Raw genomic sequence first — 21,522 nt, forward strand, 5'->3', positions numbered from 1 at the left:
GGCGGTGATAGTTTCGGAACATGCTCGCAAAGTCCGTTGACCGGAGCACTGCGCAGAGGACTGGGTCGCGTTGACGAACACGGAATCAACAAAAGAAGCACGGGACATCCATCAGGCTCGCAAGCCGGGGCTCATCCTGGCCGTGGTGGCGGTCGTGCAGTTCATGGTGTCGCTCGACCTGTCGGTCGTGAATGTCGGCCTTCCGGAGATCGCCACCGGCCTCGGCTTCAGCGCAGTGGGCCTGACATGGGTCATCCACGCCTACGCCCTCACCTTCGGCGGACTCCTGCTGCTGGGCGGCAAGCTCGCCGACATGTTCGGGCGCAAGCAGATCCTGGTCTTCGGCCTCGCGCTGTTCGCGATCGCCTCACTCGTGGGCGGTTTCGCGCAGGAGCCCGAACACCTGGTGGCCGCGCGTGCCGCCCAGGGCATCGGTGCCGCCGCCCTGGCGCCCGCCGCACTGGCCTTGCTGAGCGCGACGTTCCCCTCGGGCAAGGAGCGCGTGAAGGCCTTCGGCATCTGGAGCGCGATGAACGCCGCCGGTGGCGCGCTCGGTGTGCTGATCGGCGGCGTGCTCACGCAGTACGCGGGCTGGCGCTGGGTCATGTTCATCAGCGTGCCCATGGCCGCTATCGCACTGTTCATGGCCTTGCGCGTGCACAGCACGCCGCTGACCGGCCGCACTGGCCGCCCGGACATCCTGGGTGCCGTTCTGGCCACCGCGGGCATGTGCCTGCTCGTGTTCGGCGTCGTTCGCACCGAACAGCACGGCTGGGGCTCGTCGACCACGCTGACCACGTTGGGGATCGCGGTCGCCATGCTCGTCGCGTTCGTCTACGTGGAGAAGACCACGAGCCGCGACCCGCTGATCCGCCTTGGCATGCTGTCGAACCGTTCGGTGGTGGGCGCCAACATCTTCAACCTGGTCTTCGGGGCCACGATGGCCTCGTCGTTCTACTTCGTCTCGCTGTACCTGCAGCGAGTCCTGGGCACCAGCCCGGCACTGACCGGCGTCGAGTTCCTGCCGCTGGCCATCGGCGTGGTCATCGGCGCGGTCATCGCCATCAAGCTCGGCTTGAAGGTTCCGGCGCGCACGCTGATCGTCGTCGGTGGCCTGATGACCGCCATCGGATTCTTCTGGTTCGGCATGATCGAGTCGAACGGATCGTTCCTTGCCGACGCGTTCGGCCCATCGATCATCACCGCCATCGGCTTCGGCATCTGCCTCGGCCCGACGGTCTCCACAGCCACCGTGGGCGTCGACCCCGCGGAGACGGGTGCCGCGTCCGGGCTGCTGAGCAGCAGCCGCCAGATCGGCGCCTCGCTCGGCCTGGCGGCTCTGGGCACCGCCGCCCAGGTTCGCACCGGCCCGATCCCCACTCCCGCGGCCCTGACCGACGGCTACGCCTGGGGATTGACCCTCGGCGCCATCCTCCTGGTCGCCGCCTCGGCCATCGCACTGCTCGTGATCCCCGCCGGCCCGGAACCCGTCAAGGCAGTCACCGCGGAATAAGAGCAGGTCCGGCGCGTCCATTGTGGAGTCGCCGCCCGATTCAAGATTGTGTCGAGGGGGACAATGGCGTCGCCCCGATATGAATAAGGTCGCTGGTTGAGCCGTCCCCCCCCGGCTCAACCAGCGACCGCCTTCTGTCCGCGTCTCCGCCGGAATTCGAACGAGGACGCCACGCGTCGGCTCTGGTTCCGACATTCGTTCCACTGTCAAGCCGCCGGTCGAAGGACTGTGTTCCTCACGTAGGAGCGTGTCGAATCCACGGATCGTGCCGATCGCATTATGTCGCGGTGGTCTGTCCCTATGTTGTGGCCGCGATGCGCACCTTTTGGCATGATGGAGTTCGTGAGGGGTGAGGGGTTGATGGCACGTGCGCGTTCGCGCGGACTCATCGGTGGCGTATCGACGTCGGTCGACTGTTTCCGCCGAAATGTTTCTTTTTCTCGGTGGCCCCAGCGGCTTGCCTCTTCGAGAACGTCGACACGGCCATCAGGTCGAGAGGGGGAATACTCGAACGTCAGGATCGGTTCTCCCGTGAGTGGGTAACCGCGGGTCGGCGCCGGCTCGGCGCCACTTTATCACCAAGGGCTGCTGCCGCTATGTGACGATGGGTGCCGGATTGGCTGAAATCGGCCGAAAATACAACTCGACACTTCGATGGCGCGAAATGTCGGTGTGTCGCCGATCGCTGTCCCGAGTACTTACCATAAGGGGCTGTGAACGGCGATCAAGGGGGTTCGTTGGGCTGAGTGCGCGATTGAGCGTGGTCGGTTCGAACGCGTAGAATCCGGTTCCAGAGGTGCGTTTCCGATCAATAGTGGGATCGTAACAGGGGAGAAAATAATGGGGATCAATGTAATGGTGTCCGACGACGTGCATCTTTCTCGCTTCGCGCTTACCGCCTTACTGGAGCAAAGCGACGAGATCCACGTTGTAGGGGCGTCCGACACCAGTCTCGACGCCCTGGACCTCGCTGAGTTACACAGGCCGGACGTCGTGATCGTCAGCTTTGAGGGCGCGGACGACGGCGTTCTGGCCGTCGCCGAGAAGGTCGCCGCGCTGCCAGGGTGTCGCAGTTTGCTGCTGGCGACCGCGTTCACGCGGTCGGTCGTGCGCCAGGCTTTCACCGGCAGCGTCGACGGGATGGTGCAGCGCAGCGCGCCGCCGCGCCAGTTCTTCGACGCGATCCACCGGGTACACCAGGGTGAACGCGTTTTCGACGCGGAACTCACCGTCGCGGCGCTCGGCAACGAGAACTGTCCACTGACACTCAGGGAACTGTCGGTGCTCGAATATGTGGCGCGGGGAGACGCCGTGGTCGAAATAGCGTCGCGCTTGCACCTATCCGAGGGAACGGTCCGTAATTACCTCTCGTCAGTGGTGGCGAAGCTGGGCGCCCGCAACCGCATCGACGCGCTGCGGATTGCCAGGGCCTCGTACTGGATCTGAGCCGGCTTTTCTCTGAAAATCTATCGCCGCCAGGCGTGGCCTGGCGCTGACCTCCCAGTAGATGTGCTCCCGATCGTTCACCGCCACGATGTGGCTCAGGGATTCGCTGTCCGCTCGTGCGGGCAGCGAATCCCATTGAGCGGCTGTGTCTCACGCTATCGCGAGCGCGATCGGTTTCGCAAGTTCCGTCCGAGTGTCGAGACGTTGTTATCGACTACTTGCGCCAAGCGGGCGATGTATGTCCACATTACGATCGAGTCCGCTGCATCGGTAATTGTTACCGATGCGTTCCTAATACGCGTCCGCGCGATCCGCACCTTTGTCGAGCGACTTGCCGATGGTTAAGCAGATTCGTGCTAGCCTCGAATCGAGTCAATGCGGCTGTTCTGCTGGGGCGATGTCCCTCCAGTCGGGACATCCCGATGGAAGGCTGAAAATGAGTGTCGACGCGCTCGCCCCCCGAATTGTTCGGGGTCGGAGCCGAAAACATCGAGTACCGCGGATCAGTGCTCGACATTCCGCGCCGTTTAGTGGCGACCTGGGTGCGGGAATCGCGCCCGCGCCCGTCGCGGACGGCGTGCCCCGGCTCTCTTTCCGCGGCCCTGGACGGCGTGACGTGCTGGAAGACGTCCGCGAGGACTCGTTCGGATGAGTAGGGTCCGCGGCGCGGCGTAGCCGCGTGCGCCGGTGCTCGACAGCGGCTCTCACCCGGTGCCGGTCCCATCGAGGTCTTCCCGGCGAGCTCGCACTCAGCCTCGGGCACCTCACTCGCATATTCCCTTTGGCGTTTCTCGGAACTCGAGGATCGCCATGCTCCGCCGCGCCCTGTTCCGGTGGGCGGGCCTAGTGGCGTACCCAACCCCGTTCGCGCCATCCGTCAATGGATCGATCCCGGAAGTGCCCGACCGGTGCTTCTCCCGGAGTCGCCCAGCCTTGCGCGCGGAAGAAGGAGAAACCAGCTCCATGGTCGATTTGCTGAACGCCACAAACGTCGCCGCGGTGATTCAAGATCACGCCCGCGCGGTGCCCGAGGACCTGGCGGTGATCGTCGTGCACGACGTGGACGATAACGACGACACCCGGTGGTCATACGCCCGGCTCGACTCCGAGGCGAGGAAAGTCGGCGCGTCGCTGCGCGCCAGGTTCCCAGTGGGGGAGCGGCTGCTGCTGCTTTACCCGACCGGCGTCGATTTCGTCGCGGCCTTGGTCGGCTGTCTCTACGCGGGAATGGTCGCCGTGCCCGCGCCGTTGCCCGGCCGCTACCGCGAGGAGCAGTCGCGTGTGCAGGGCATCGCGGAGAACGCCGGTGTGTGCGCCATCCTCACCGACTCCGAGAACTTCCTCTCCGTCGCGGACTGGGCGCGGGCCGAGGGGCTCGGGACACCAGTGGTCGCGACTGACGGCGGCGACCTGCCGGACGCGGGCTCTTGGCAGCCGGAGGAACTCGACCGCTCGGCGCTCGCGATGCTCCAGTACACCTCGGGCACCACAGGCGCGCCGAAGGGCGCGATGCTCAGCCACGGCAACATCCTGCACAACGTGACGAACCAGCGCGCCATGTGCGGCCTGAACCGCGAGACGCGGTTGGGCGGGTGGCTGCCGCTGTACCACGACATGGGCTTGCTCGGTCAGCTTCTTCCCGCCTTATTGGTCGGCACCTGCTGCGTGCTGATGCCCCCCGCGTCGTTCCTCAAGCGCCCACACCTGTGGATGCGGCTGATCGACAAGTACGGCATCCACTCGTCCGCGGGACCCAGCTTCGCCTACGACCTGGTTCGGACCCGGATCACCGACGAGCAGGTCGCCGAACTGGACCTGTCCAGGTGGCGGTTCTCCGCGATCGGCGCGGAACCCGTGCGGCCCGCCACACTCGACAGGTTCATCGAGCGCTTCGTGTCCGCCGGGCTGCGCGACGACGTGCTGACCACGTGCTACGGCATGGCCGAGGCCACGGTCTACATCTCGGGTGAGGCGTACCGGCGGCCCAAGGTGACCACAGTGGACCCTGATCTGCTTGAGCGGCAGCGCTTCGTCGCCGCCGACGGCGGGGTCGGGATGGTCAGCTGCGGGACACCGCACACGTTCGACGTCTTGATCGTCGACCCGACGACCGCCGAGCCACTGCCACCCGGCTCGATCGGCGAGATCTGCCTGCGCGGCGGCAGCGTGGCCGCCGGGTACTGGAACGACGAGGTGGCCGACGAGTCCGCCCGCACGGCGGGCGGCTACCTGCGCACCGGCGACCTTGGCACGGTGTACGACGGTGAGATCTACGTGACCGGTCGCTGCGCCGAACTGGTGACCGTGGCCGGACGCAAGTTCTCGCCGCAGGACATCGAGCGGACACTGCGGTCGCGTCACCCCGAGCTCGGCTCGGTCGGCGCCGTATTCAGCGTGCCGCTCGGCGAGGCCGACGCCGCGACGGACGCCCTGATCGTCATCCACGAGATCAGCGGGCGGCCGACCGCCGACCGCCTGCGCGCCCTCGCGGAGCGGATCCGCGCGACGGTCGTCGGCGAGTTCGGCGTCCCGGTCGACGGTATCGGCCTGCTGCGGCGGGCCGCGGTGCGCCGGACCACGAGCGGGAAGATCCAGCGCGCGACGATGCGCAGGATGCTCCTGGCCGACGAGCTGACAGCCGTCTACGCCGACTACGAACCTTGGGTGGTGGAGGCGCTGCGGGCGCGGCGCCGGGAACCCGCGAGCGTTTGACGGCTGGTGGATCCGGCGACGTCGACGCCGATGCCAGGCCGACGTTCGCCGGTGAGCCACCAGAATCGGGGGCGCTCCAGCCGGAGCGCCCCCGATTCGTGGGTGTCAGTGGCCTGGGACCGCGTCGAGTCGCGCGGTGGCCACGTCGTGCGGCGCCGCCAGCATCGCGGTCAGCTCGTCGAGTACGCCTTGGGCGCACTTGGCCGCGGCGGGCACGACGTCCTGCATCAGAAAATAGCCGTGCACCAGTCCCGGGCCGTGCACCTGCCTGGCGTGCACCCCGGCGGCGGCCAACCGCTCGGCGAAGGCGATGCCCTCGTCGCGCAACGGGTCGAACTCCGCCGTGGCCACCACCGCGGGCGGCAGGTCGCGCAGGTCCGCGCCGAGCAGGTCGACCGCGGGGTCGCCGCGCCTGGCCGGGTCCGGGACGTAGAGGTCGTAGTGGTGGGCCATGTCGTCGACGGAAAGCAAGTACCCCTCGGGATACTCGCACGCCGCGGCCAGCCGCAGGCTCGGATCCGTCGGCGGGTACAGCAACAGCAGCGCCGCGAACCGGGGGCCGCCGTTGTCGCGCGCGTCGAGCGCCACGCCCACTGACAGGTGCGCGCCCGCGCTGTCGCCCGCGAGGACGTGCGGGAGGTCCGGGAACTCCTGGGCTGTCCACCGCGCGGCGGCGATCGCGTCGTACAGCGGGACCGGGTACGGGAACTCCGGCGCACGCCGGTAGTCCGCGGAGACCACGACCGCGCCCAGCGCCGCGGCCATGATGCGGACGGCCCAGTCGTGGCTGTCGATGTCGCCGACGACCCAGCCGCCGCCGTGCAGGAAGGTGAGCGACATGGTCGGCTCGGTGTCCGGGTGGTACACCCTCGCCCGGATTGACGAACCGTCCGCGGCGTCGATCGTCCGGTCGACGGTGGTGACCGTGTCAGCCGGGCCGCCGCCGCGGCGCGGACGGACCGCGTTCGCCAGGTACCGGGCGCGGGCGTCCTCAATGGACAGAGCGCGGAGCGGCGTCGGCGGGCCGTCGGCGCGCTGCCAGGTGATCAGGTTGCGGAGGATGCGGTCCAAAGGCATGGCGGCCCCTTGTGCGGATTGGTTCGAGAGAAGGATCGCGGCTGACCCGGACTCTGTGATGGGACGCGCACCCGATCGAACCGGGAGGCGGCGACGCTGTCAAGCGCGAGCATTTCTGTCGACTTCTTTCGTTCGATTATCCCCGAATATGTGACCCGCTTCGTGTATCTTCCGCCCACGGATGCGCGCTATTGCACCCCTGGTGACGTGCGGGTAAGCGCGGGTCAGGCGAACTGGGCCGCCCGTGAGGACTGCATCCGCGATGGTGCGGTTCTCACATTGCTGGCGCGAGTTTTGCGCTGGTAGCCTGGTCGGGAATCGGCAGAATGAGTGTGTTCGCTCTATTTGACGTGCGCTGAACTCATACTTTCCTGATGATTTCGTCGCTCCTTGCCGCACGGCGCATTCCGTGACGTCCGTGTGCCCGCGACCCAGTGCGACAGAGAAGGAACATTGGTCATGATTGTCTTGGGGTGCAACGGTTTCTCCCGCAGCTCTGCGATCTTCGCCGAGCACTATGACGCGGTCGGCAAGGAGAAGCACTACGGTCTCGGCCACGACGCGGGCGCGTCGCTGCTGGTGAACGGTGAACTCGTCGCCGCGGTGGAGGAGGAGCGCCTCAACCGGGAGAAGAAGACCTCCGACTTCCCGGTCAACTCGGTGAAGTGGGTGCTCGACCACGCGGGCGTGAAGTTCGAGGACGTCGACCTGATCGCGATCCCGTGGAGCTTCAACGAACTTGTCTTCAACGCCGCCCTGTTCGACCTCGCGATGCAGCCGTTCGCCCCCTTGGAGAAGCTGTCGCGGTTGAACAAGATCGGCCAGCTGTTCATGCACGTCCTCGGTGAGGAGGCGATCCTCGCCGACTTCGCCGCCCGCACCGGCTTCACCCCGGACCGCGAGAAGGTCGTCTTCGTCCCCCACCACCTCGCCCACGCCACCACCGGCTGGTACTTCGCCGGCATGAAGGACGCGGCGTTCCTCATCAGCGACGGCCGCGCCGAGCTGTTCTCGTCGGTGGTCGGTGAGATCCGCGACGCCAAGATCAAGCTGTTCGACGACCAGATGGTCACCGCGCACGACTCGATCGGCATGCTGTTCTCCGCGATCACCCGCTTCCTGGGCTTCGTGCCGAACAACGACGAGTACAAAGTCATGGGTATGGCGGGCTACGGTGAGGCGCCGTCGCCCAACCCGTTCCTTGAGCACGTCGTCAAGCTGGAGGACAGCGGCCGCTACACCCTCTGCCGGCAGCATGACCTGGAGAACCCCCGCAGCTTCGAGCCGTTGTTCGAGGAGCACTTCGGCCCGTTCCAGGACACGCTGGAGTACCAGTCGACGGTGTCCGCCGCCGCGCAGGAGATGCTGCTGGCCGTCACCAACCACCAGCTGCGCGCACTCGAGTCGAAGACCGACCTGACCCACCTGCTGTTCGAGGGCGGCGTGGCGCTCAACTGCCTGAACAACACCCCGATGCTCGAGGAGTCGCGCTTCGAGGACATGTCGGTCAGCTTCGGTGCCAGCGACACCGGCATCGCCATCGGCGCCGCCGTCTACGCCTGGGTCAACGACCCCGCGGCCGAGGGCGAGGTCAAGGCTCCCGAGTCGGTCACCCCGTACCTCGGCCCCGAGTACGACGAGGAAGCCGTCGAGGCGACCCTGCGGGACTACGCCGGCAAGGTCGAGTGGACCAAGCTGACCGACGACGAGGTCGTCGACCAGGTGGCCAAGCTGCTGACCGAGAAGGTCATCGTCGGGTACTTCGAGGGCCGCATGGAGCACGGTCCCCGCGCGCTCGGTCACCGCAGCATCCTGGCGAACCCGAGCTTCTCCGACATCAAGGACGTTATCAATCTGCGCGTCAAGCACCGGGAGCCGTTCCGCCCGTTCGCGCCGCTGGTGATCGAGTCCGAAGCCTCGAAGGTCTTCGAGATGGGCAAGAAGAAGTCCTCGCCCCACATGACCTTCGTGTTCCCGGTGAAGGAGGAGTACCGGGAGAAGATCCAGGGCGCGGTCCACGTCGACGGCACCTCGCGGGTGCAGACCATCACCGACGAGGAGACTCCGCGGCTGGCCGCGCTGCTGCGCGAGTTCACCTCGCTGACCGGTGTTCCCTGCCTGATCAACACGTCGTTCAACGTCGCGGGCGAGCCGATCGTCTGCGCCCCGGCCGACGCGGTGAACTGCTTCCTCGGCACCGAGATCGACTACCTGCTGCTCGGCAACCACCTCGTCACCAAGATCGAGAAGACCGCGTGACCCCGTGACCGGATCGCTGGGACGTCGGGCCGCGGCGTCCCAGCGCATGTCAGGAAGGTGATGAGGCCCCGCCCATGAGCACTGCCCACGAGGCGGCCGCGGACTTCGCGTTGGCCGTCGAACTGCTCGAAGACCTCGCCGTGGAACTGCGGGACTCGCGCGGGTGGCGCGTTCCCGAGGTCAGCGCCGCGTGCGACGCCTTGACTTGCGCGGCCGCCCTGCTACGGACGCAGCAGGGCAGCGTGGACGGCGACCACTCGCACACCGAGCTTCTGCATGAGGCCATCGGTCTGGCCCGGAGCACGGTGGAGGCGACCAAGTGGGCCGCCCGGGAGCGCATCGGGTCCCATCACGTGCCCCATGTGGTCGTTGACGGCGGGCCGCGCGCCGACGAGAGCTGACAAGCTCTCGATTTCGCTCGACCCCATCGCGCCGACGGTGAATTCCAGTCCGAGCGGCGAGGATTTCACGAGCCGGCTCCGGTCGGAATTCATTTCCGGCGGTGCTTGCGAAGAAATGGGTTGTCCGCGGCGCGTCCAGCGCACGGCGGGTATCCCGAGGTCGCGACCAGGTATTGATTTCTCCAATCTGTATATGTGGAACACATGGGTGTCCATGTGAAACTAATCTGTTGCCGCGTCGTGTCCGGCTGGTACGGTCGATATCGTTCGGTTGGTCCGCGTCATATGGGACGACGGAATGTTTTCGCAATCAACTGGACCAGTAGCCGCCGGTGTCCGAATTCTTCCGGGTGTCGGGTGTGGCGCCGATCGTCGGCTTTCGTTCTGCCCAGGGAGATGGACTGTGTCGTTGCAAGCCGCATCCGCGAGCACGCACTGGGAAAAGGTGGCGGACACCATCGAGTTCGTTCCCGCGGAGTACTCCCACAAAACCCAGTCGGACATCGTGGCGCGGGAGATGCTGCGCTGCGATCAGGCCGAGCTCGACCGGTTGGTCGACGCGGGCCTGCCGTTCGAGGACCGCGACGGGGTCCGTCACTTCGACGTCAACGACCTCTACAACCTCGGGATGTACTCGGGCAAGGGGAACACGCAGCCAGAGCTCGCCCTCCGGATGCTGTTCCGTTTCGCCACCAAGTCGATGGACGACCTGCTGCGCGACAAGACCTGGGACTTCCGGGTCCGGATGGACTGTGTGGACTGTCGCGGTGAGGCGCCGTGGCGCCTGGAGGTGCCCGACGTGGAGCGCTTCGGCGGTCGCGTCGAAGTGCACGAGGTCATCGAGCCCAGTGCGGCGTCCTCCGGCGAGTACTCGGCCACCGTCACCACCACCGGCGCCCGCACGCCGCTGGTCGCGCCTCGGCTGCGGGGCCTGGTGCATGACTACCTGGACTCGGGCTACCGCTGGCAGATGATCCCCATCGCCATGCAGGCCGACCACGAGTTGGTGCACGAGCTGGGCGCGACCAGCTGCATCGCCGCGAGTCTGCTGCTGGCGCAACGGTTCCGGGCCGCGGGCTATGCGGCCGAGGCGAAGCGCGGCTGGTTCTGCGGCGTCCTGGGCGGGGCTCTCGACCTGCCGCACGCGTGCGTCGAGGTAACCGACGACGACGGCGCGGTGAAGACCGTCGACATCGCCAAGGCCCAACTGGCCGCCCGGCTGTCGCCCGCCACCGGCGACTTCCAGGAACTGTGCCAGGGATCGACTTACAACAAGGTGATCCCGTCCACCGCCTCCGGTAATGCCTCCTTCGGCTATCACGACTGCGGTTCACCGGTGCCGGTTCACGTGCGTGCGGATATCCGATCGACGCGGTGACGCTGGAATGTCGAGCCACTCCGTAGGAAAGAGTTGAGATGGCAGTACGTGAGATCGAGCCGATCGACCTGGCGCTGGACCGGCTGGAGCTGATGGCCGAGTCGGGTTACTACAACCCGTACACGATGTTCGACTGGCCCGAGGCCATCGAGCCGGACAAGCCATGGATGAGTGAAAGCCTCACCACGCTGGCGGGCACCCCCATGTGGGACGAGCTCACCCGCGAGCAGCAGATCGCTTTGACCAGGTATGAGGCGATCAACTTCTTCAGCCTCAACATCCACGGCATCCGTGAGCTGTTGAGCGAGGTGGTCATGCGCATCCATGACCGCACTTATGCCGGTGTCTCGGAGTTCCTCCACCACTTCATCGGTGAGGAGAACGAGCACATGTGGTTCTTCGCGCAGTTCTGCCTGCGCTACGGCGGCAAGCTCTACCCGGCGCAGCCGTCGCTGAAGGCGGACTCCGTCGAGCACCTGTCGGCGGTGGCCCGCGAGCTGATCGTGTTCGCGCGCATCCTGATCTTCGAGGAGATCGTCGACCACTACAACGCGCACATGGCCACGGACATGGACCTGCCGGTCATCGCCCGCGAGATCAACCGGGTGCACCACCAGGACGAGAGCAGGCACGTCGCGTTCGGCCGCATGATCTTCGTGAACCTGCTGGAGCAGGTGGCCAAGCGCGACCCGGACGAGGTGCCGCTGGTCGCGGAGTACCTCGAGAGCTACCTGACCTACAGCATCGGCACCCTGTACAACCCGGCGGCATACCGCGACGCGGGCATTCCGGACGCGCTGGCGCTGCGGCGGCGCGCGCTCGAGCACCCGGCGCGGCACGAGGCGCACGAACAGATCCTCAAGCGCACCAGGAAGTTTCTGTCCAAGGTGGGCGTCGGCAGGGAACTGGTCAAGCGATGACCGACCAGATGCGGGCGGTCCGGGACTTCATCCTGGAACGCAATTCCACAATGGACACTCTGTCCGACGGCCTGGACCTGATCGACAGCCGAGCCATCAACTCGCTGGCCTTCGTCGAGTTCATCTTCCTGCTGGAAGAGCTCACCGGCGAGTCGATCGACCCCGAGGACCTCGACTTGGACGACTTCCGGACCTTGAAGGCGATCGAGGCCCGGTTCTTCACGCGGGAGACGGTGCGATGAACACGGTGACCGACAACGGCTTGAGCGTTCTCGACGGCGACCAGCTGCGGCTGCTGCGCGCGATCGAGGCGGTGTTCCTGCGGCTCGCGGACGGATGGGACGCCCCGGAGTTCCGCTACCCGCACCTGATCCGGTGCTCGGACCTGGACAAGTTCGACTACTACGACAACTTCCCGCACCTGGGCCTGGCCGCGGTGCGGCTCGACCCGGCCCGGCTCGGCGCTTCGCTGGCCGACGCGGAGCGGCCGGTGGAACGCGTCGGCCCGGACGTGATGGAGCCGACCGCGTTCGCGCTGCCGTCCGCTTCCTGCTACTCGGTCTACGTCGACCTCGCGGGCTCGGTGCTGCCCGCCGAGGGCGTCATGCGCACGACCGTCGGAACCTGCTTCCGCAACGAGGACCACTACAACGGTCTGCAGCGGCTGCTGGGCTTCACGATGCGCGAGATCGTGTGCGTCGGGCCTGAGGACGCGGCCAAGGCGCACCTGGCGCGCGCCAAGGACGCCGTGATCGCGCTGCTCGTCGAGCTGGGTATCGAGTACGGCATCGAGGTCGCCACCGACCCGTTCTTCGACAAGAACAGCGGCAAGGCGAAGATGCAGAAGCTGTTCCCGGTCAAGGAAGAGTTCGTGGTCAACGGCCTGGCGATCGGCTCGGTCAACTACCACCGGAACTTCTTCGGTGAGCGCTGCTCGATCCAGGTTGGCGAGGAGACGGCGCACACCAGCTGCCTCGCCTTCGGCCTGGAGCGATGGATCCACACCCTGACCGACCGGTTCGGCGGCGCCGTCGCCGCGCTGGCCGCCGTCGAGGCGCTGGGCTGATGCGCACCACCGCGGCCGAGGCGCTCGGCGTCGATGTGGGTGTGCTGCTGGCGGGCATGGGCGGGGTCTCCGACCCGGAGCTCGCGGTCGCCGTGTCGAACGCGGGCGCGGCGGGCTGCGTCGGCGGCTACAAGCTCGTCCGCGAGCACCTCTCCACCATGCTGAAGCGGCTGGTCGCGGGTACGGACAAGCCCGTCGGGGTGAACTTCATCCCCGAGGTCGTCGGCCCCGACGAGCTCACCGAGCAGCTGGCGCAGCTGCTCGGTGAGACCCCGGAGTCGGTTTACGTCTCGCTGTTCGGGATGCCCGAGGAGACGGTGTTCGACCGCGTGGCCGCCTCGGGCAGGCGCCTGGTGGTCCAGGTCGGCACCGTCGAGGACGGCGTGCACGCCGCCGAGCGCGGCGCCGTCGTGGTCGCCCAGGGCATCGAGGCGGGCGGACACCTGCTCGGCCACGTCACGCGCGATGAGCTCGTGGCGCGGCTGCGCGAGCGGCTGCCCGACGCGTGCGTCGTCGCCGCGGGCGGGATCGGGTCGCCCGGTGACGCCGCCATGGCGCTGGCCGCGGGCGCCGACGGTGTCCTGCTCGGCACGGCGTTCGTCGTCGCGCGCGAGTCGGCGGCTCATCCGTACTTCAAGGAAGCGGTGATCGGCGCCGCGGGGGCCGACACCGTGATCACCGGTGTCTACGAGATCGGTTGGCCGAATCGGCGGCACCGGGTGCTGTCGACCGCCGTCACCGAGAACCCGGGGCAGGCCAAGAACTTCATCGGCCGAACGACCATCGAAGGAAAGTCGTTCCTGGTGCCGCGGTTCAGCGCCGCGGTGCCGACCGACTCGACCACCGGGCGCGTCGAGGAGATGGCCATGTACTGCGGCCTGTCCTGTGACGCGATCACCCGTGAACCCTCGGCGGCGGAGATCGTCGCCGCGTTTGACCGTGTCCTGCGGGGCCATGAAGTCGCCGAAACAGAAAAGGAAAGATGATGTCAGCTTCCGACGTGCTCGAACGGCTCGACCTGAAGTACCGCGAGGACACCCTGAAGGTCCGCGTCCGCGACGGCGTCGAGCTCTACCACGAGTCCGCCGGTGACGGCCCGGTCGTCACCACGCTCAACAACTTCTTCATGACCACCCCGACGTGGCGTGTCCTCACCGACGACCTCGCCAAGGACCACCGCGTCATCAGCTACGACCTCGCGGGCCACGGGCAGTCCACCCACCCGGAGACGTACCCGTCCTGGGGGCAGCACGCCGCCGACGCCATCGCCCTGCTCGACGCCCTGGAGGTCGAGAAGACCTACCTGGTCTCCACCTCGATCTCCACCGTCCTCGCCCGCGACATCGCGCTGACCTACCCCGACCGCGTCGCGGGCATCGTGCTCGCCGGGCCCGCTCTGGGGCCCAAGGGCATGCGCCGCCACCGCCAGATCCAGCGGGCGTGGCTGCTCACCCTGGAGAACCACGGCATGGCCGCTCTGTACAACCACCTCTACCCCGAGGTGTTCGGCGCGGACATGAACGAGGAGCTCGGCACCCCCGGCTTCCTGGGCCTGCGGGAGAGCTTCCTCGCGCTGTCCACCAAGGAAGATCTCGCCAACGGCCTCAACCTGGCGCTGACCGGCGAGACCAGTCCCGAACTGCTCAAGCAGATCGAGTGCCCGGCGCTGGTCGTCATCGGCGATGACGACATCCTGCTGAGCAACTCGGGAGCCGAGGAACTGGCCGCGCACTTTCCCAAGGGCGGCTACGAGATCATGCCCCGCGCGGGTCACCTGCCTTTCCTCGACGATGCGATGGGCTTCCAGGCGATCATCCGGAAGTTCGTCGCGGAAGCCGAAGCCGGTGCCTGATCCAGCGCCCGAATCCGATGCGGTGGTCGACGCCAGGGCGCGTATCCGCGCGCTCCTGGTCGACTTGTTCGGTCCCGACAGCTTCGTCACCGATCTGTCGGACACCGTGTCGCTGCGCAAGGGCGGAGTCTCGTCCACCGCGCTGGTGAGCCTGTTGGTGGCCATGGAGGACGAGTTCGGCTTCGAGTGGCAGGACGACGTGGCTCCGGAGGCCCTGCGCTCGATCAGTTCGCTGGCCGGGCACGTCGCGTCCCTGCCCGCATAGGGCCGGCGGTGTCGCTCGCGCCCGCGGTTCCGGCCGGTGTCGCACCGGGTGCCCACTTCCAGTGGCGCCCTGTGCGGCCGCCGCGCGGACCGGGCGAGCAGTCCGCGGCGGGCCGAGCCGCCGCCGCGGCGGCACTGGCCGAGGCCGGGTCCACCGACCTGGTCGTGCCGCGTGAACCCGATGGGAGGCCGAGGTTTCCCGCGGGGTTCGCCGGGGCCATCGCCCATACGGGCAGCGTGGCCGTGGCGGTGGTCGTCCCGGGTGCCGAGGCGGTGGGCGTCGACATCGAGGACACCGAGATCAGTCCGCGCGTGGCCAGGTTCGTCCTGCGCGAGCGGGAGCGCGACGCGCTGCTGCGGCCCGCCGGGGCGTACAGCACGCGGGACCTGTTCTCGGCGAAGGAGGCGGCCTTCAAGGCTCTCTGCTCTCTCGGTGGCGAGGGTGGCCTTGGTGGGTCGGATCAGTTCTTGTTCTGGTGGATCGAGCTCGACCGGATCGACGGGACGCTCGTCGCGTCCCACCGAGGTGTATCCGTGCCGGTGTGGGTCCGGTCTGTGCCGCATCTCTCGCTCGCCGTGGCGATACGGCGGTGACGCGGTCCGTCGTGTTCGGTCGCGCCCATACGGGCCAAGCAGTGTGCGTGGAGTTGGGTGAGAGGAAGCAACCTATGGATCGCGACATTTTCGATGTCGTTGACGAGCTGTTCCGTCAGCGGCTGCAACTGCCCGGACTCGACCCGGATCGCCCGCTTGTGGACTACGGACTCGACTCCGTGCGCTCCGTGGACCTCATCGTGGAGATGGAGGACAAGTTCGGCGTGAGCATCAGCGACGAGCAGGCGGGATCGATGGTGACCCTGCGCGACGTGGTGGCCACGGTCACCGCGGCGCTGACGGTTCGGGTCGGACAAGGACACCGTGAGAAATGAGCGTTCCCAACGGCTTCGCCCGGCACACCCGGCCCGAACTAGCAAGGCTCTTCCGGGCACTCAACCTGGATGTCACATATCGAGCGGGCCAGGGTGACTACCTGACCCTCGAACCCACCGCCGGCGCCGACGACACGGCCACCGGCGAGCGGGTGCTCGATCTGGTCGGCGGCGCGGGATCCTCGCTGTTCGGCCACAACCACCCCGACCTCGTCGAGGTCGCCCGGCGCAGTCTCGACGAGCGGCTGCCGTTCAACGCGCAGGGAAGTGTTCGCCCGTGGGCGGGTGAGTTGGCCGAGCGGCTCTCGGCGATGGTCGGCGCGTCGACCGGGGCGAGCTACGTCGTCACGTTCGGCAGCACCGGCGCCGACGCCGTCGAGGGCGCGGTGAAGCACGCGTCGGTCGAGCACAGCCGCGGGCTCGGCGCGCTGCGGGAGGAGTTCGAGCTGACGCTGCGCAGGCTGCGGCGCGACGGCGTGGACGACGTGCCGTGCGCGGACGGCCCCGCGCGGGGGCGGCCATGCGGTGAGGTGGTGGCCGAGGCCATCGCGCGCGTCGAGGAGCTGGGCAAGGCCGAGCCGGTCTTCGTCTCGCTCAAGGACTCGTTCCACGGCAAGACATCCGCGGCCGGCGCGCTGACACACGGCGCCAACGTGCCGAAGGACCTGCACGTCCACGGTCCCAGGCGGATCCGGCTGCACGACTGGACTCCGCGCTCCGTCGTGTCCGCGCTCGACCCCCTGCGCGTACGACTGGACACGGTCACCGTCGACGCCGCGGGCGTGCCGCGTTCGGCCACCCGCCACATCTCGCCGGTCGCGGCGTGCTTCGTCGAACCCATCCAGGGCGAGTCCGGTGTGCGCGAGGTGCCCGCCGCGACGCTCGCCGCGCTGCGCGAGCTCGCCGACCGGCACGGCGCGGCCCTGGTGTTCGACGAGATCCAGTGCGGTATGGGCCGCACCGGGACATTTCTCGCGTCCGAGCCGTCCGGTGTCGTCGCCGACTACTACCTGCTCTCGAAGTCCCTCGGTGGCGGCATGGTCAAGATCTCGGCGCTGCTGGTCGCCGAGAACCGCTACATCGCCGAGTTCGGGCGCCACCACACCTCGACCTTCGCCGACGACGATCTGTCGGCCAGGGTCGCTCTGGCGGGTCTCGACCTTTGCGTCCGATACCAGGACCGGATCGTGGCGGTCGGCGACGAGCTGCGGGACCGGCTCACGGAGGTCGCGAAGCGCTGGCCCGAGGCCATCGTCGAGGTGCGCGGGCGCGGCCTGCTGCTCGGTGTCGAGTTCACGCTGCCCAAGCCTGACTCCGCGCTGCTGAAGCAGGTGTTCGACTCGGAGACGCTCGGCTTCCTGATCGCGGGCAGGCTGTTGCACGAACACCGCGTCCGCGTCATCCCGACCCTGTCCGCGACGAAGACGCTGCGCGTGCAGCCCTCGGCGCTGCTGGAGTCCGCCGACATCGACCGGGTCGTCGCCGCGTTCGACGACGCGGCGGGCTTGCTGGCCAAGGGGGACTACGCGACGCTGCTCGACCACCTCACCGTGGCGGCCACCGGCATCTGGCGGCCGCGCCAGCACGTCCCGGACCCGCGCGGGAACCGGCGGCCCGGCGACGGCCGCAATGAGGATGTGCCCCGGGTGGTGTTCCTCGCGAACCTCGACACCGCGACCTCTCTGCGCGCCTTGGCGCCGGAGTTGGCGGGTTGGTCCGAGGACCAATGCGAGGCGGCCGTCGACCGGATCTGCGGCGAGTTGGGCCCGTTCGAGGTCGTCCAGCGGCGGATCTTCTCCAAGACCGGCCGCGCGGTCGAGGTCAACGTGGTGGCCGTGCCGTTCACGGCGGCCCAAGCGGTGGAGGGGCAGCGCGCGGGCCACGGCGCCTGGCTGCGCCGCACCGTGCTCGACGCGGTCGACCTCGGGTTCTGGTTCGGCGCCGACGTCATCGGACTCGGCGGCTACACCTCGATCGTCACCGGCGCCGGTCGCGACGTGGTGGAGAACGAGGTCAGGGTCACCTCGGGCAACTCGCTGACCGCGGCCTGCGCCTATGATCTGGTGCGCGCGCACTTGGCCCAGGCGGGCCCGGGAGCGCGCAGGCTCGGGCTCGTCGGCGGCCTCGGCAACATCGGCGCCGTCATGGCCGAGCTCATCGCCCCGCACTGCGATGAGCTGGTGCTGGTCGGCAGGCCGGGGTCCGGCCGTCGGCTGGCGGGCGTCGCCGAGCGGCTGTCGCACCTGACCGACGTCTCCATCGCCGAGGACATCGCGGCCCTGCGGGACTGCCCGACCGTTGTCAGCGCGACCAACTCGGCCGACCCGGTGATTCTGCCGAGCCACCTAGCGGGTGACCGGGACGTCCTCGTCTGCGACCTCGCGGTGCCGGGTGATGTGCACCCGGCGGTGGCCAACCTGTCGAACGTGACACTGGTGTCCGGTGGCCGGATCCAGCTTCCCGACGGGCAGGCGCCGCGGTTCCCCGGCATCACGCTGCCGCCGGGGATTGTCTACTCCTGCATGGCCGAGACGATTCTTCTCGGATTCGAACCGCGGACTCCGAGTCCCTCGTACGGCGGCCTTTCCGTGGCCGGCGTGCGTGCCGCCCGGGAACTCGCCGTGCGGCACGGGCTGTATCCGGCCCGCGTCGTCGCGGATGAGGTGACCGTGCGGCCGTGGTTCGTCAACGGGTCCAGCGACACAATCGAGGAGCGCATTCGATGATCTCCCTACAACCGCGTCACCTGAGCATCGTCCACGCACTGGTCGCCCGAGCCGAGAGCGGATCGACCACGGAGATGACCATGGTGCCGGACCCCACTCGGGTGGAGCCACGGCGCTATGACGCCGTGCTCGACCTCGTGGCCCGCAGCGCGGCGATCCTCGCCGAACGCGGAATCGGCCCTGGTGACCGGATCCTGATCTGCCTGCCCGCGGGTTGGCCGTTCGTGGCGGCCTTCTTCGGCGCTCAGGTGTGCGGCGCTGCCCCGGCCTCCGTGGCGCTGCCGACCACGTTCGGCGCCGCCGCGGGCTTCGACGGCCAGCTCAAGGAGCTGGTCGGCTATCTGCGGCCGGCCGCGGTCGTCACGACCGCGGCCATGATCGAGGTGGCAGGCGAACTCGCGGACACCGTCCTGATCGACGGCCACGCCATGGTCGCGCGGGCCGCCGCGGCGCAGGTGGCACCCCACCCCGTCCACCTGCCTGGCCCTGACGACTTGGCGTTCATCCAGCTCACCTCCGGATCGACCGGCACGCCCAAGGGCGTGATGGTGACGCACGGCAACCTGATCGCCCACCTGGAGCAGCTCGCGCTCGCCACCAGTTGGTCGGCCGAGGACGTCGGCGTGAGCTGGCTGCCCCTCTACCACGACATGGGCCTGGTCGCGGGCCTGCTGTTGCCGATCTACACGGGCAGCGGCGCCGTGGTCATGCCGCCGACGTGGTTTCTGCGCGCGCCCGCGGAGTGGCTGCACCTGATGAGCCACTTCCGCGGCACGACCGCCGCGGCGCCGAACTTCGCCTACGGCTACCTGGCCGACAGGGTGAAGGACGAGCACATGGAGGGCGTCGACCTGTCGTCGTGGCGGATGGTCTTCTGCGGCGCGGAGCCGATCAACCCCGCCACGATCGAGCGCTTCACCGACCGCTTCACCAAGTGGGGCCTGCGGCCGAACGTCGTCGTGCCTTGCTACGGCATGGCGGAGGCGGTGCTGGGCATCACCATGACGCCGGGCGCCGATCCGATGAGGTACGACACGATCGACCGCCAGGCCGCTGTGGCCGACGCGCGGGTGGTCGACGTCGAGGCGGACAGCCCCCACGCCTTGCGTGTTGTCGACTGCGGCATCCCATTGGTGGGCACGGACATTCGGATCGTCGACGACCAGAGCGCCGAGCTGGGGGAGAACCGGATCGGCCACATCCAGTTCCGCGGGCCGTCGCGCACGGTGGGCTATTTCGGCCTCCCGGACGCGACCGCCGAAGCTGTCGACGGCGCGGACTGGTGGAAGACCGGCGACGTCGGTTACCTGCGCGACGGCAGCCTGCGGATCACGGGTCGCGCCAAGGACCTCGTCATCATCCGCGGCGCGAACTACTTCCCGTCGGACTTCGAGCAGGCCGCCGAGACGGTGCCCGGTGTCCGGCTCGGCGGTGTCGTCGCGGTCGGGTACCGGGCCGAGGACGGTGACTCCGAGGAACTGCACCTGGTGGTGGAGACCGACCTCGACGCCGAACAGCACGACGAACTGCGGGCGTCGATTCGTTCCGCGGTCAGCGCGCGCACCGGTGTGCCCCCGGTCGCGATCCACACGGTGCCGCGGCGCAGCATCCCGAAGACGACAAGCGGCAAGGTCCAGCGGTCGCTCACGCGCGGGCGGTTCGTCGATGGCTGGACACGCCCCTGACCACCTGAGTGGACTGTCGTGACGGCGACGCGGAAGGCCCAGGTCGACGACTTGGGCCTTCCGTGACGGCGTGAGAAATCAGCCGCCACAACGGTTTCACCAGGTCGCCGCAGGAGGCGGATAACGTTGCGGCATGGGGAAATAGCAGTGGGCCAGGTGCGTGCGGTCACCGAGACTGGCGCGGAACTGTCCCTCTCCGAGAGGGTTTCCCATGGCTGTACTCCTCCGGCGACTCGGCGTGCCTGCCACCCTTCTGTTGTGTGGTCTGATCGTGTGTCCGGCCGCCGCCCAGGAAGACACCGTCGGCACGGACGGCTATGTCCATGTCGCGCCGAACGGCACGGTGTTGGGCGTGGACCCCTACTACCCGACCGACGGAAACGGCGGTTATGACGTCTCGCACTACGAGGTCGCCCTTTCCTACGACCCGGCGAACCGGTACCTCGACGCCAGGACCGAGGTCACCGCCGTCACGACGCAGCGGCTCAGTCGGTTCAATCTCGATCTGCGCGGCCTCACCGTGAGCGGTGTCCAGGTCGACGGCGTGCCCGCCTCCTTCACCCGGGTGAAGGAACATGAACTGGTCATCACCCCGCGGACCGCGCTGGCCGACGGTGCGACGTTCACCGTGACGGTTGTCTACTGTGGACGGCCGCAGGCCGAGTTGACGCCCCGTGGCTGGACCGGGTGGCGGCCCTCGATGTCGGGAGGGGCCTTCGCCGCGGGCGCTCCGCACTCGGCGACGGTCAACGACACCACCGCCGACAAGGCCACGTCGCGTGTCACCGCGACCGTGCCGAACGGCTGGACAGTGGTGTCCAACGGCGTCCGCGAATCGGCCCGGACCGGTCAGTCGACGACGGTCACCTGGGCCGAGGGCACGCCGATCGCCCCGTCCGCCACCATGATCGGCATCGATCGGTTCACCGTGCGGGAGTCGACCTCGACGCAGGGGCTCTGTCCGACTGTCAAGGCCAGATCGTTCAGCCTGGCGCCAACGGTGTCTTCCGGCGACCTGATCGCACCACCACCGCTGCCGTTGGACGCGCCCAGCAGCCGCACGAGCGCTCCCGAGACGGCGAGTTCTGATACGCACACCTCGCAGATCCCGTGCAACAGCGACGCGGTGCCGTCCCAGGCGGGCAGCAGCGCTACCAGCTGCGCACGTCGGTCAGCACTCACGACCGCCTCCAATGATCATGTCGCGGCGGGATGTCGGGTACCGCACTGATCGCGACCCGGCGCCTGCCACCACCCGGACGCTACGCCGGTTCCACACGCCGCTCCGCCACGA

General features: G+C 68.1%; 18 protein-coding genes. 17 read left to right on the forward strand and 1 reads right to left on the reverse strand.

Going from position 1 to position 21,522, the window contains the following annotated elements; genetic code table 11:
- Positions 1-145 precede the first annotated feature (145 nt).
- The 3 genes from ACUZ2Y_RS27185 (at position 146) to ACUZ2Y_RS27195 (ending at position 5,671) form a co-directional block, all read left to right on the forward strand.
- A complete protein-coding gene (locus ACUZ2Y_RS27185) occupies positions 146-1,513 on the forward strand; it encodes an MFS transporter (protein WP_476324184.1) in 1,368 nt (455 codons plus the stop codon).
- Positions 1,514-2,368: 855 nt separating this feature from the next.
- Positions 2,369-2,959: a response regulator transcription factor gene (locus ACUZ2Y_RS27190; RefSeq protein ID WP_476324186.1), complete on the forward strand. Its 591-nt coding sequence runs from the start codon at positions 2,369-2,371 to the stop codon at positions 2,957-2,959.
- A gap of 963 nt (positions 2,960-3,922) precedes the next feature.
- Positions 3,923-5,671, forward strand: coding sequence for a fatty acyl-AMP ligase (locus ACUZ2Y_RS27195; protein ID WP_476324188.1), 1,749 nt, complete (start codon positions 3,923-3,925; stop codon positions 5,669-5,671).
- A 105-nt stretch (positions 5,672-5,776) separates the two neighbouring features.
- On the opposite strand, the gene ACUZ2Y_RS27200 is transcribed toward ACUZ2Y_RS27195, so the two are convergent.
- Positions 5,777-6,748, reverse strand: coding sequence for an alpha/beta hydrolase (locus ACUZ2Y_RS27200; protein WP_476324190.1), 972 nt, complete (start codon positions 6,746-6,748; stop codon positions 5,777-5,779).
- A gap of 459 nt (positions 6,749-7,207) precedes the next feature.
- Between ACUZ2Y_RS27200 and ACUZ2Y_RS27205 the strand changes: the two genes are divergently transcribed.
- The 14 genes from ACUZ2Y_RS27205 to ACUZ2Y_RS27270 all read left to right on the forward strand — a co-directional run bounded on the left by ACUZ2Y_RS27205 (position 7,208) and on the right by ACUZ2Y_RS27270 (position 21,459).
- A complete protein-coding gene (locus tag ACUZ2Y_RS27205; protein ID WP_476324192.1) occupies positions 7,208-9,007 on the forward strand; it encodes a carbamoyltransferase family protein in 1,800 nt (599 codons plus the stop codon).
- 74 nt (positions 9,008-9,081) lie between these two features.
- Entirely contained in the window at positions 9,082-9,408 is a 327-nt protein-coding gene (locus ACUZ2Y_RS27210; protein WP_476324194.1) for a hypothetical protein, read from the forward strand.
- 403 nt (positions 9,409-9,811) lie between these two features.
- Entirely contained in the window at positions 9,812-10,786 is a 975-nt protein-coding gene (locus tag ACUZ2Y_RS27215; protein ID WP_476324196.1) for a hypothetical protein, read from the forward strand.
- A gap of 38 nt (positions 10,787-10,824) precedes the next feature.
- Complete coding sequence (locus ACUZ2Y_RS27220; RefSeq protein ID WP_476324198.1) at positions 10,825-11,706, forward strand: diiron oxygenase; 882 nt, start codon at positions 10,825-10,827, stop codon at positions 11,704-11,706.
- A complete protein-coding gene (locus ACUZ2Y_RS27225) occupies positions 11,703-11,948 on the forward strand; it encodes a hypothetical protein (RefSeq protein ID WP_476324199.1) in 246 nt (81 codons plus the stop codon). Before ACUZ2Y_RS27220 ends, ACUZ2Y_RS27225 begins: the two co-directional genes overlap by 4 nt.
- Positions 11,945-12,772 (forward strand): aminoacyl--tRNA ligase-related protein, encoded by an 828-nt coding sequence (locus tag ACUZ2Y_RS27230; protein ID WP_476324201.1) that lies wholly within the window; start codon positions 11,945-11,947, stop codon positions 12,770-12,772. Before ACUZ2Y_RS27225 ends, ACUZ2Y_RS27230 begins: the two co-directional genes overlap by 4 nt.
- Complete coding sequence (locus ACUZ2Y_RS27235; RefSeq protein ID WP_476324203.1) at positions 12,772-13,758, forward strand: NAD(P)H-dependent flavin oxidoreductase; 987 nt, start codon at positions 12,772-12,774, stop codon at positions 13,756-13,758. Before ACUZ2Y_RS27230 ends, ACUZ2Y_RS27235 begins: the two co-directional genes overlap by 1 nt.
- Entirely contained in the window at positions 13,758-14,624 is an 867-nt protein-coding gene (locus tag ACUZ2Y_RS27240) for an alpha/beta fold hydrolase (RefSeq protein WP_476324205.1), read from the forward strand. The genes ACUZ2Y_RS27235 and ACUZ2Y_RS27240 overlap by 1 nt, the downstream gene beginning before the upstream one ends.
- Positions 14,617-14,889: an acyl carrier protein gene (locus ACUZ2Y_RS27245; protein WP_476324207.1), complete on the forward strand. Its 273-nt coding sequence runs from the start codon at positions 14,617-14,619 to the stop codon at positions 14,887-14,889. Before ACUZ2Y_RS27240 ends, ACUZ2Y_RS27245 begins: the two co-directional genes overlap by 8 nt.
- A gap of 71 nt (positions 14,890-14,960) precedes the next feature.
- Positions 14,961-15,482, forward strand: a complete 522-nt coding sequence (locus tag ACUZ2Y_RS27250) for a 4'-phosphopantetheinyl transferase superfamily protein (RefSeq protein WP_476324208.1) — start codon at positions 14,961-14,963, stop codon at positions 15,480-15,482.
- A gap of 74 nt (positions 15,483-15,556) precedes the next feature.
- Entirely contained in the window at positions 15,557-15,817 is a 261-nt protein-coding gene (locus ACUZ2Y_RS27255) for an acyl carrier protein (RefSeq protein WP_476324210.1), read from the forward strand.
- Complete coding sequence (locus ACUZ2Y_RS27260) at positions 15,814-18,543, forward strand: aminotransferase class III-fold pyridoxal phosphate-dependent enzyme (RefSeq protein ID WP_476324212.1); 2,730 nt, start codon at positions 15,814-15,816, stop codon at positions 18,541-18,543. Before ACUZ2Y_RS27255 ends, ACUZ2Y_RS27260 begins: the two co-directional genes overlap by 4 nt.
- Positions 18,540-20,228: a fatty acyl-AMP ligase gene (locus tag ACUZ2Y_RS27265; RefSeq protein ID WP_476324214.1), complete on the forward strand. Its 1,689-nt coding sequence runs from the start codon at positions 18,540-18,542 to the stop codon at positions 20,226-20,228. The genes ACUZ2Y_RS27260 and ACUZ2Y_RS27265 overlap by 4 nt, the downstream gene beginning before the upstream one ends.
- Before the next feature lie 211 nt (positions 20,229-20,439).
- Positions 20,440-21,459: a gluzincin family metallopeptidase gene (locus ACUZ2Y_RS27270; RefSeq protein WP_476324216.1), complete on the forward strand. Its 1,020-nt coding sequence runs from the start codon at positions 20,440-20,442 to the stop codon at positions 21,457-21,459.
- Positions 21,460-21,522: the final 63 nt, after the last annotated feature.

The sequence above is a fragment of the Actinokineospora sp. UV203 genome (assembly GCF_056323665.1).

Coding starts and splice junctions, on each gene's coding strand:
- ACUZ2Y_RS27190 (WP_476324186.1), top strand. CDS start 2,369: ATGGTGTCCGACGACGTGCATCTTTCTCGCTTCGCGCTTACCGCCTTA.
- ACUZ2Y_RS27195 (WP_476324188.1), top strand. CDS start 3,923: ATGGTCGATTTGCTGAACGCCACAAACGTCGCCGCGGTGATTCAAGAT.
- ACUZ2Y_RS27200 (WP_476324190.1), bottom strand. CDS start 6,748: ATGCCTTTGGACCGCATCCTCCGCAACCTGATCACCTGGCAGCGCGCC.
- ACUZ2Y_RS27205 (WP_476324192.1), top strand. CDS start 7,208: ATGATTGTCTTGGGGTGCAACGGTTTCTCCCGCAGCTCTGCGATCTTC.
- ACUZ2Y_RS27210 (WP_476324194.1), top strand. CDS start 9,082: ATGAGCACTGCCCACGAGGCGGCCGCGGACTTCGCGTTGGCCGTCGAA.
- ACUZ2Y_RS27220 (WP_476324198.1), top strand. CDS start 10,825: ATGGCAGTACGTGAGATCGAGCCGATCGACCTGGCGCTGGACCGGCTG.
- ACUZ2Y_RS27225 (WP_476324199.1), top strand. CDS start 11,703: ATGACCGACCAGATGCGGGCGGTCCGGGACTTCATCCTGGAACGCAAT.
- ACUZ2Y_RS27230 (WP_476324201.1), top strand. CDS start 11,945: ATGAACACGGTGACCGACAACGGCTTGAGCGTTCTCGACGGCGACCAG.
- ACUZ2Y_RS27235 (WP_476324203.1), top strand. CDS start 12,772: ATGCGCACCACCGCGGCCGAGGCGCTCGGCGTCGATGTGGGTGTGCTG.
- ACUZ2Y_RS27240 (WP_476324205.1), top strand. CDS start 13,758: ATGTCAGCTTCCGACGTGCTCGAACGGCTCGACCTGAAGTACCGCGAG.
- ACUZ2Y_RS27255 (WP_476324210.1), top strand. CDS start 15,557: ATGGATCGCGACATTTTCGATGTCGTTGACGAGCTGTTCCGTCAGCGG.
- ACUZ2Y_RS27260 (WP_476324212.1), top strand. CDS start 15,814: ATGAGCGTTCCCAACGGCTTCGCCCGGCACACCCGGCCCGAACTAGCA.
- ACUZ2Y_RS27265 (WP_476324214.1), top strand. CDS start 18,540: ATGATCTCCCTACAACCGCGTCACCTGAGCATCGTCCACGCACTGGTC.
- ACUZ2Y_RS27270 (WP_476324216.1), top strand. CDS start 20,440: ATGGCTGTACTCCTCCGGCGACTCGGCGTGCCTGCCACCCTTCTGTTG.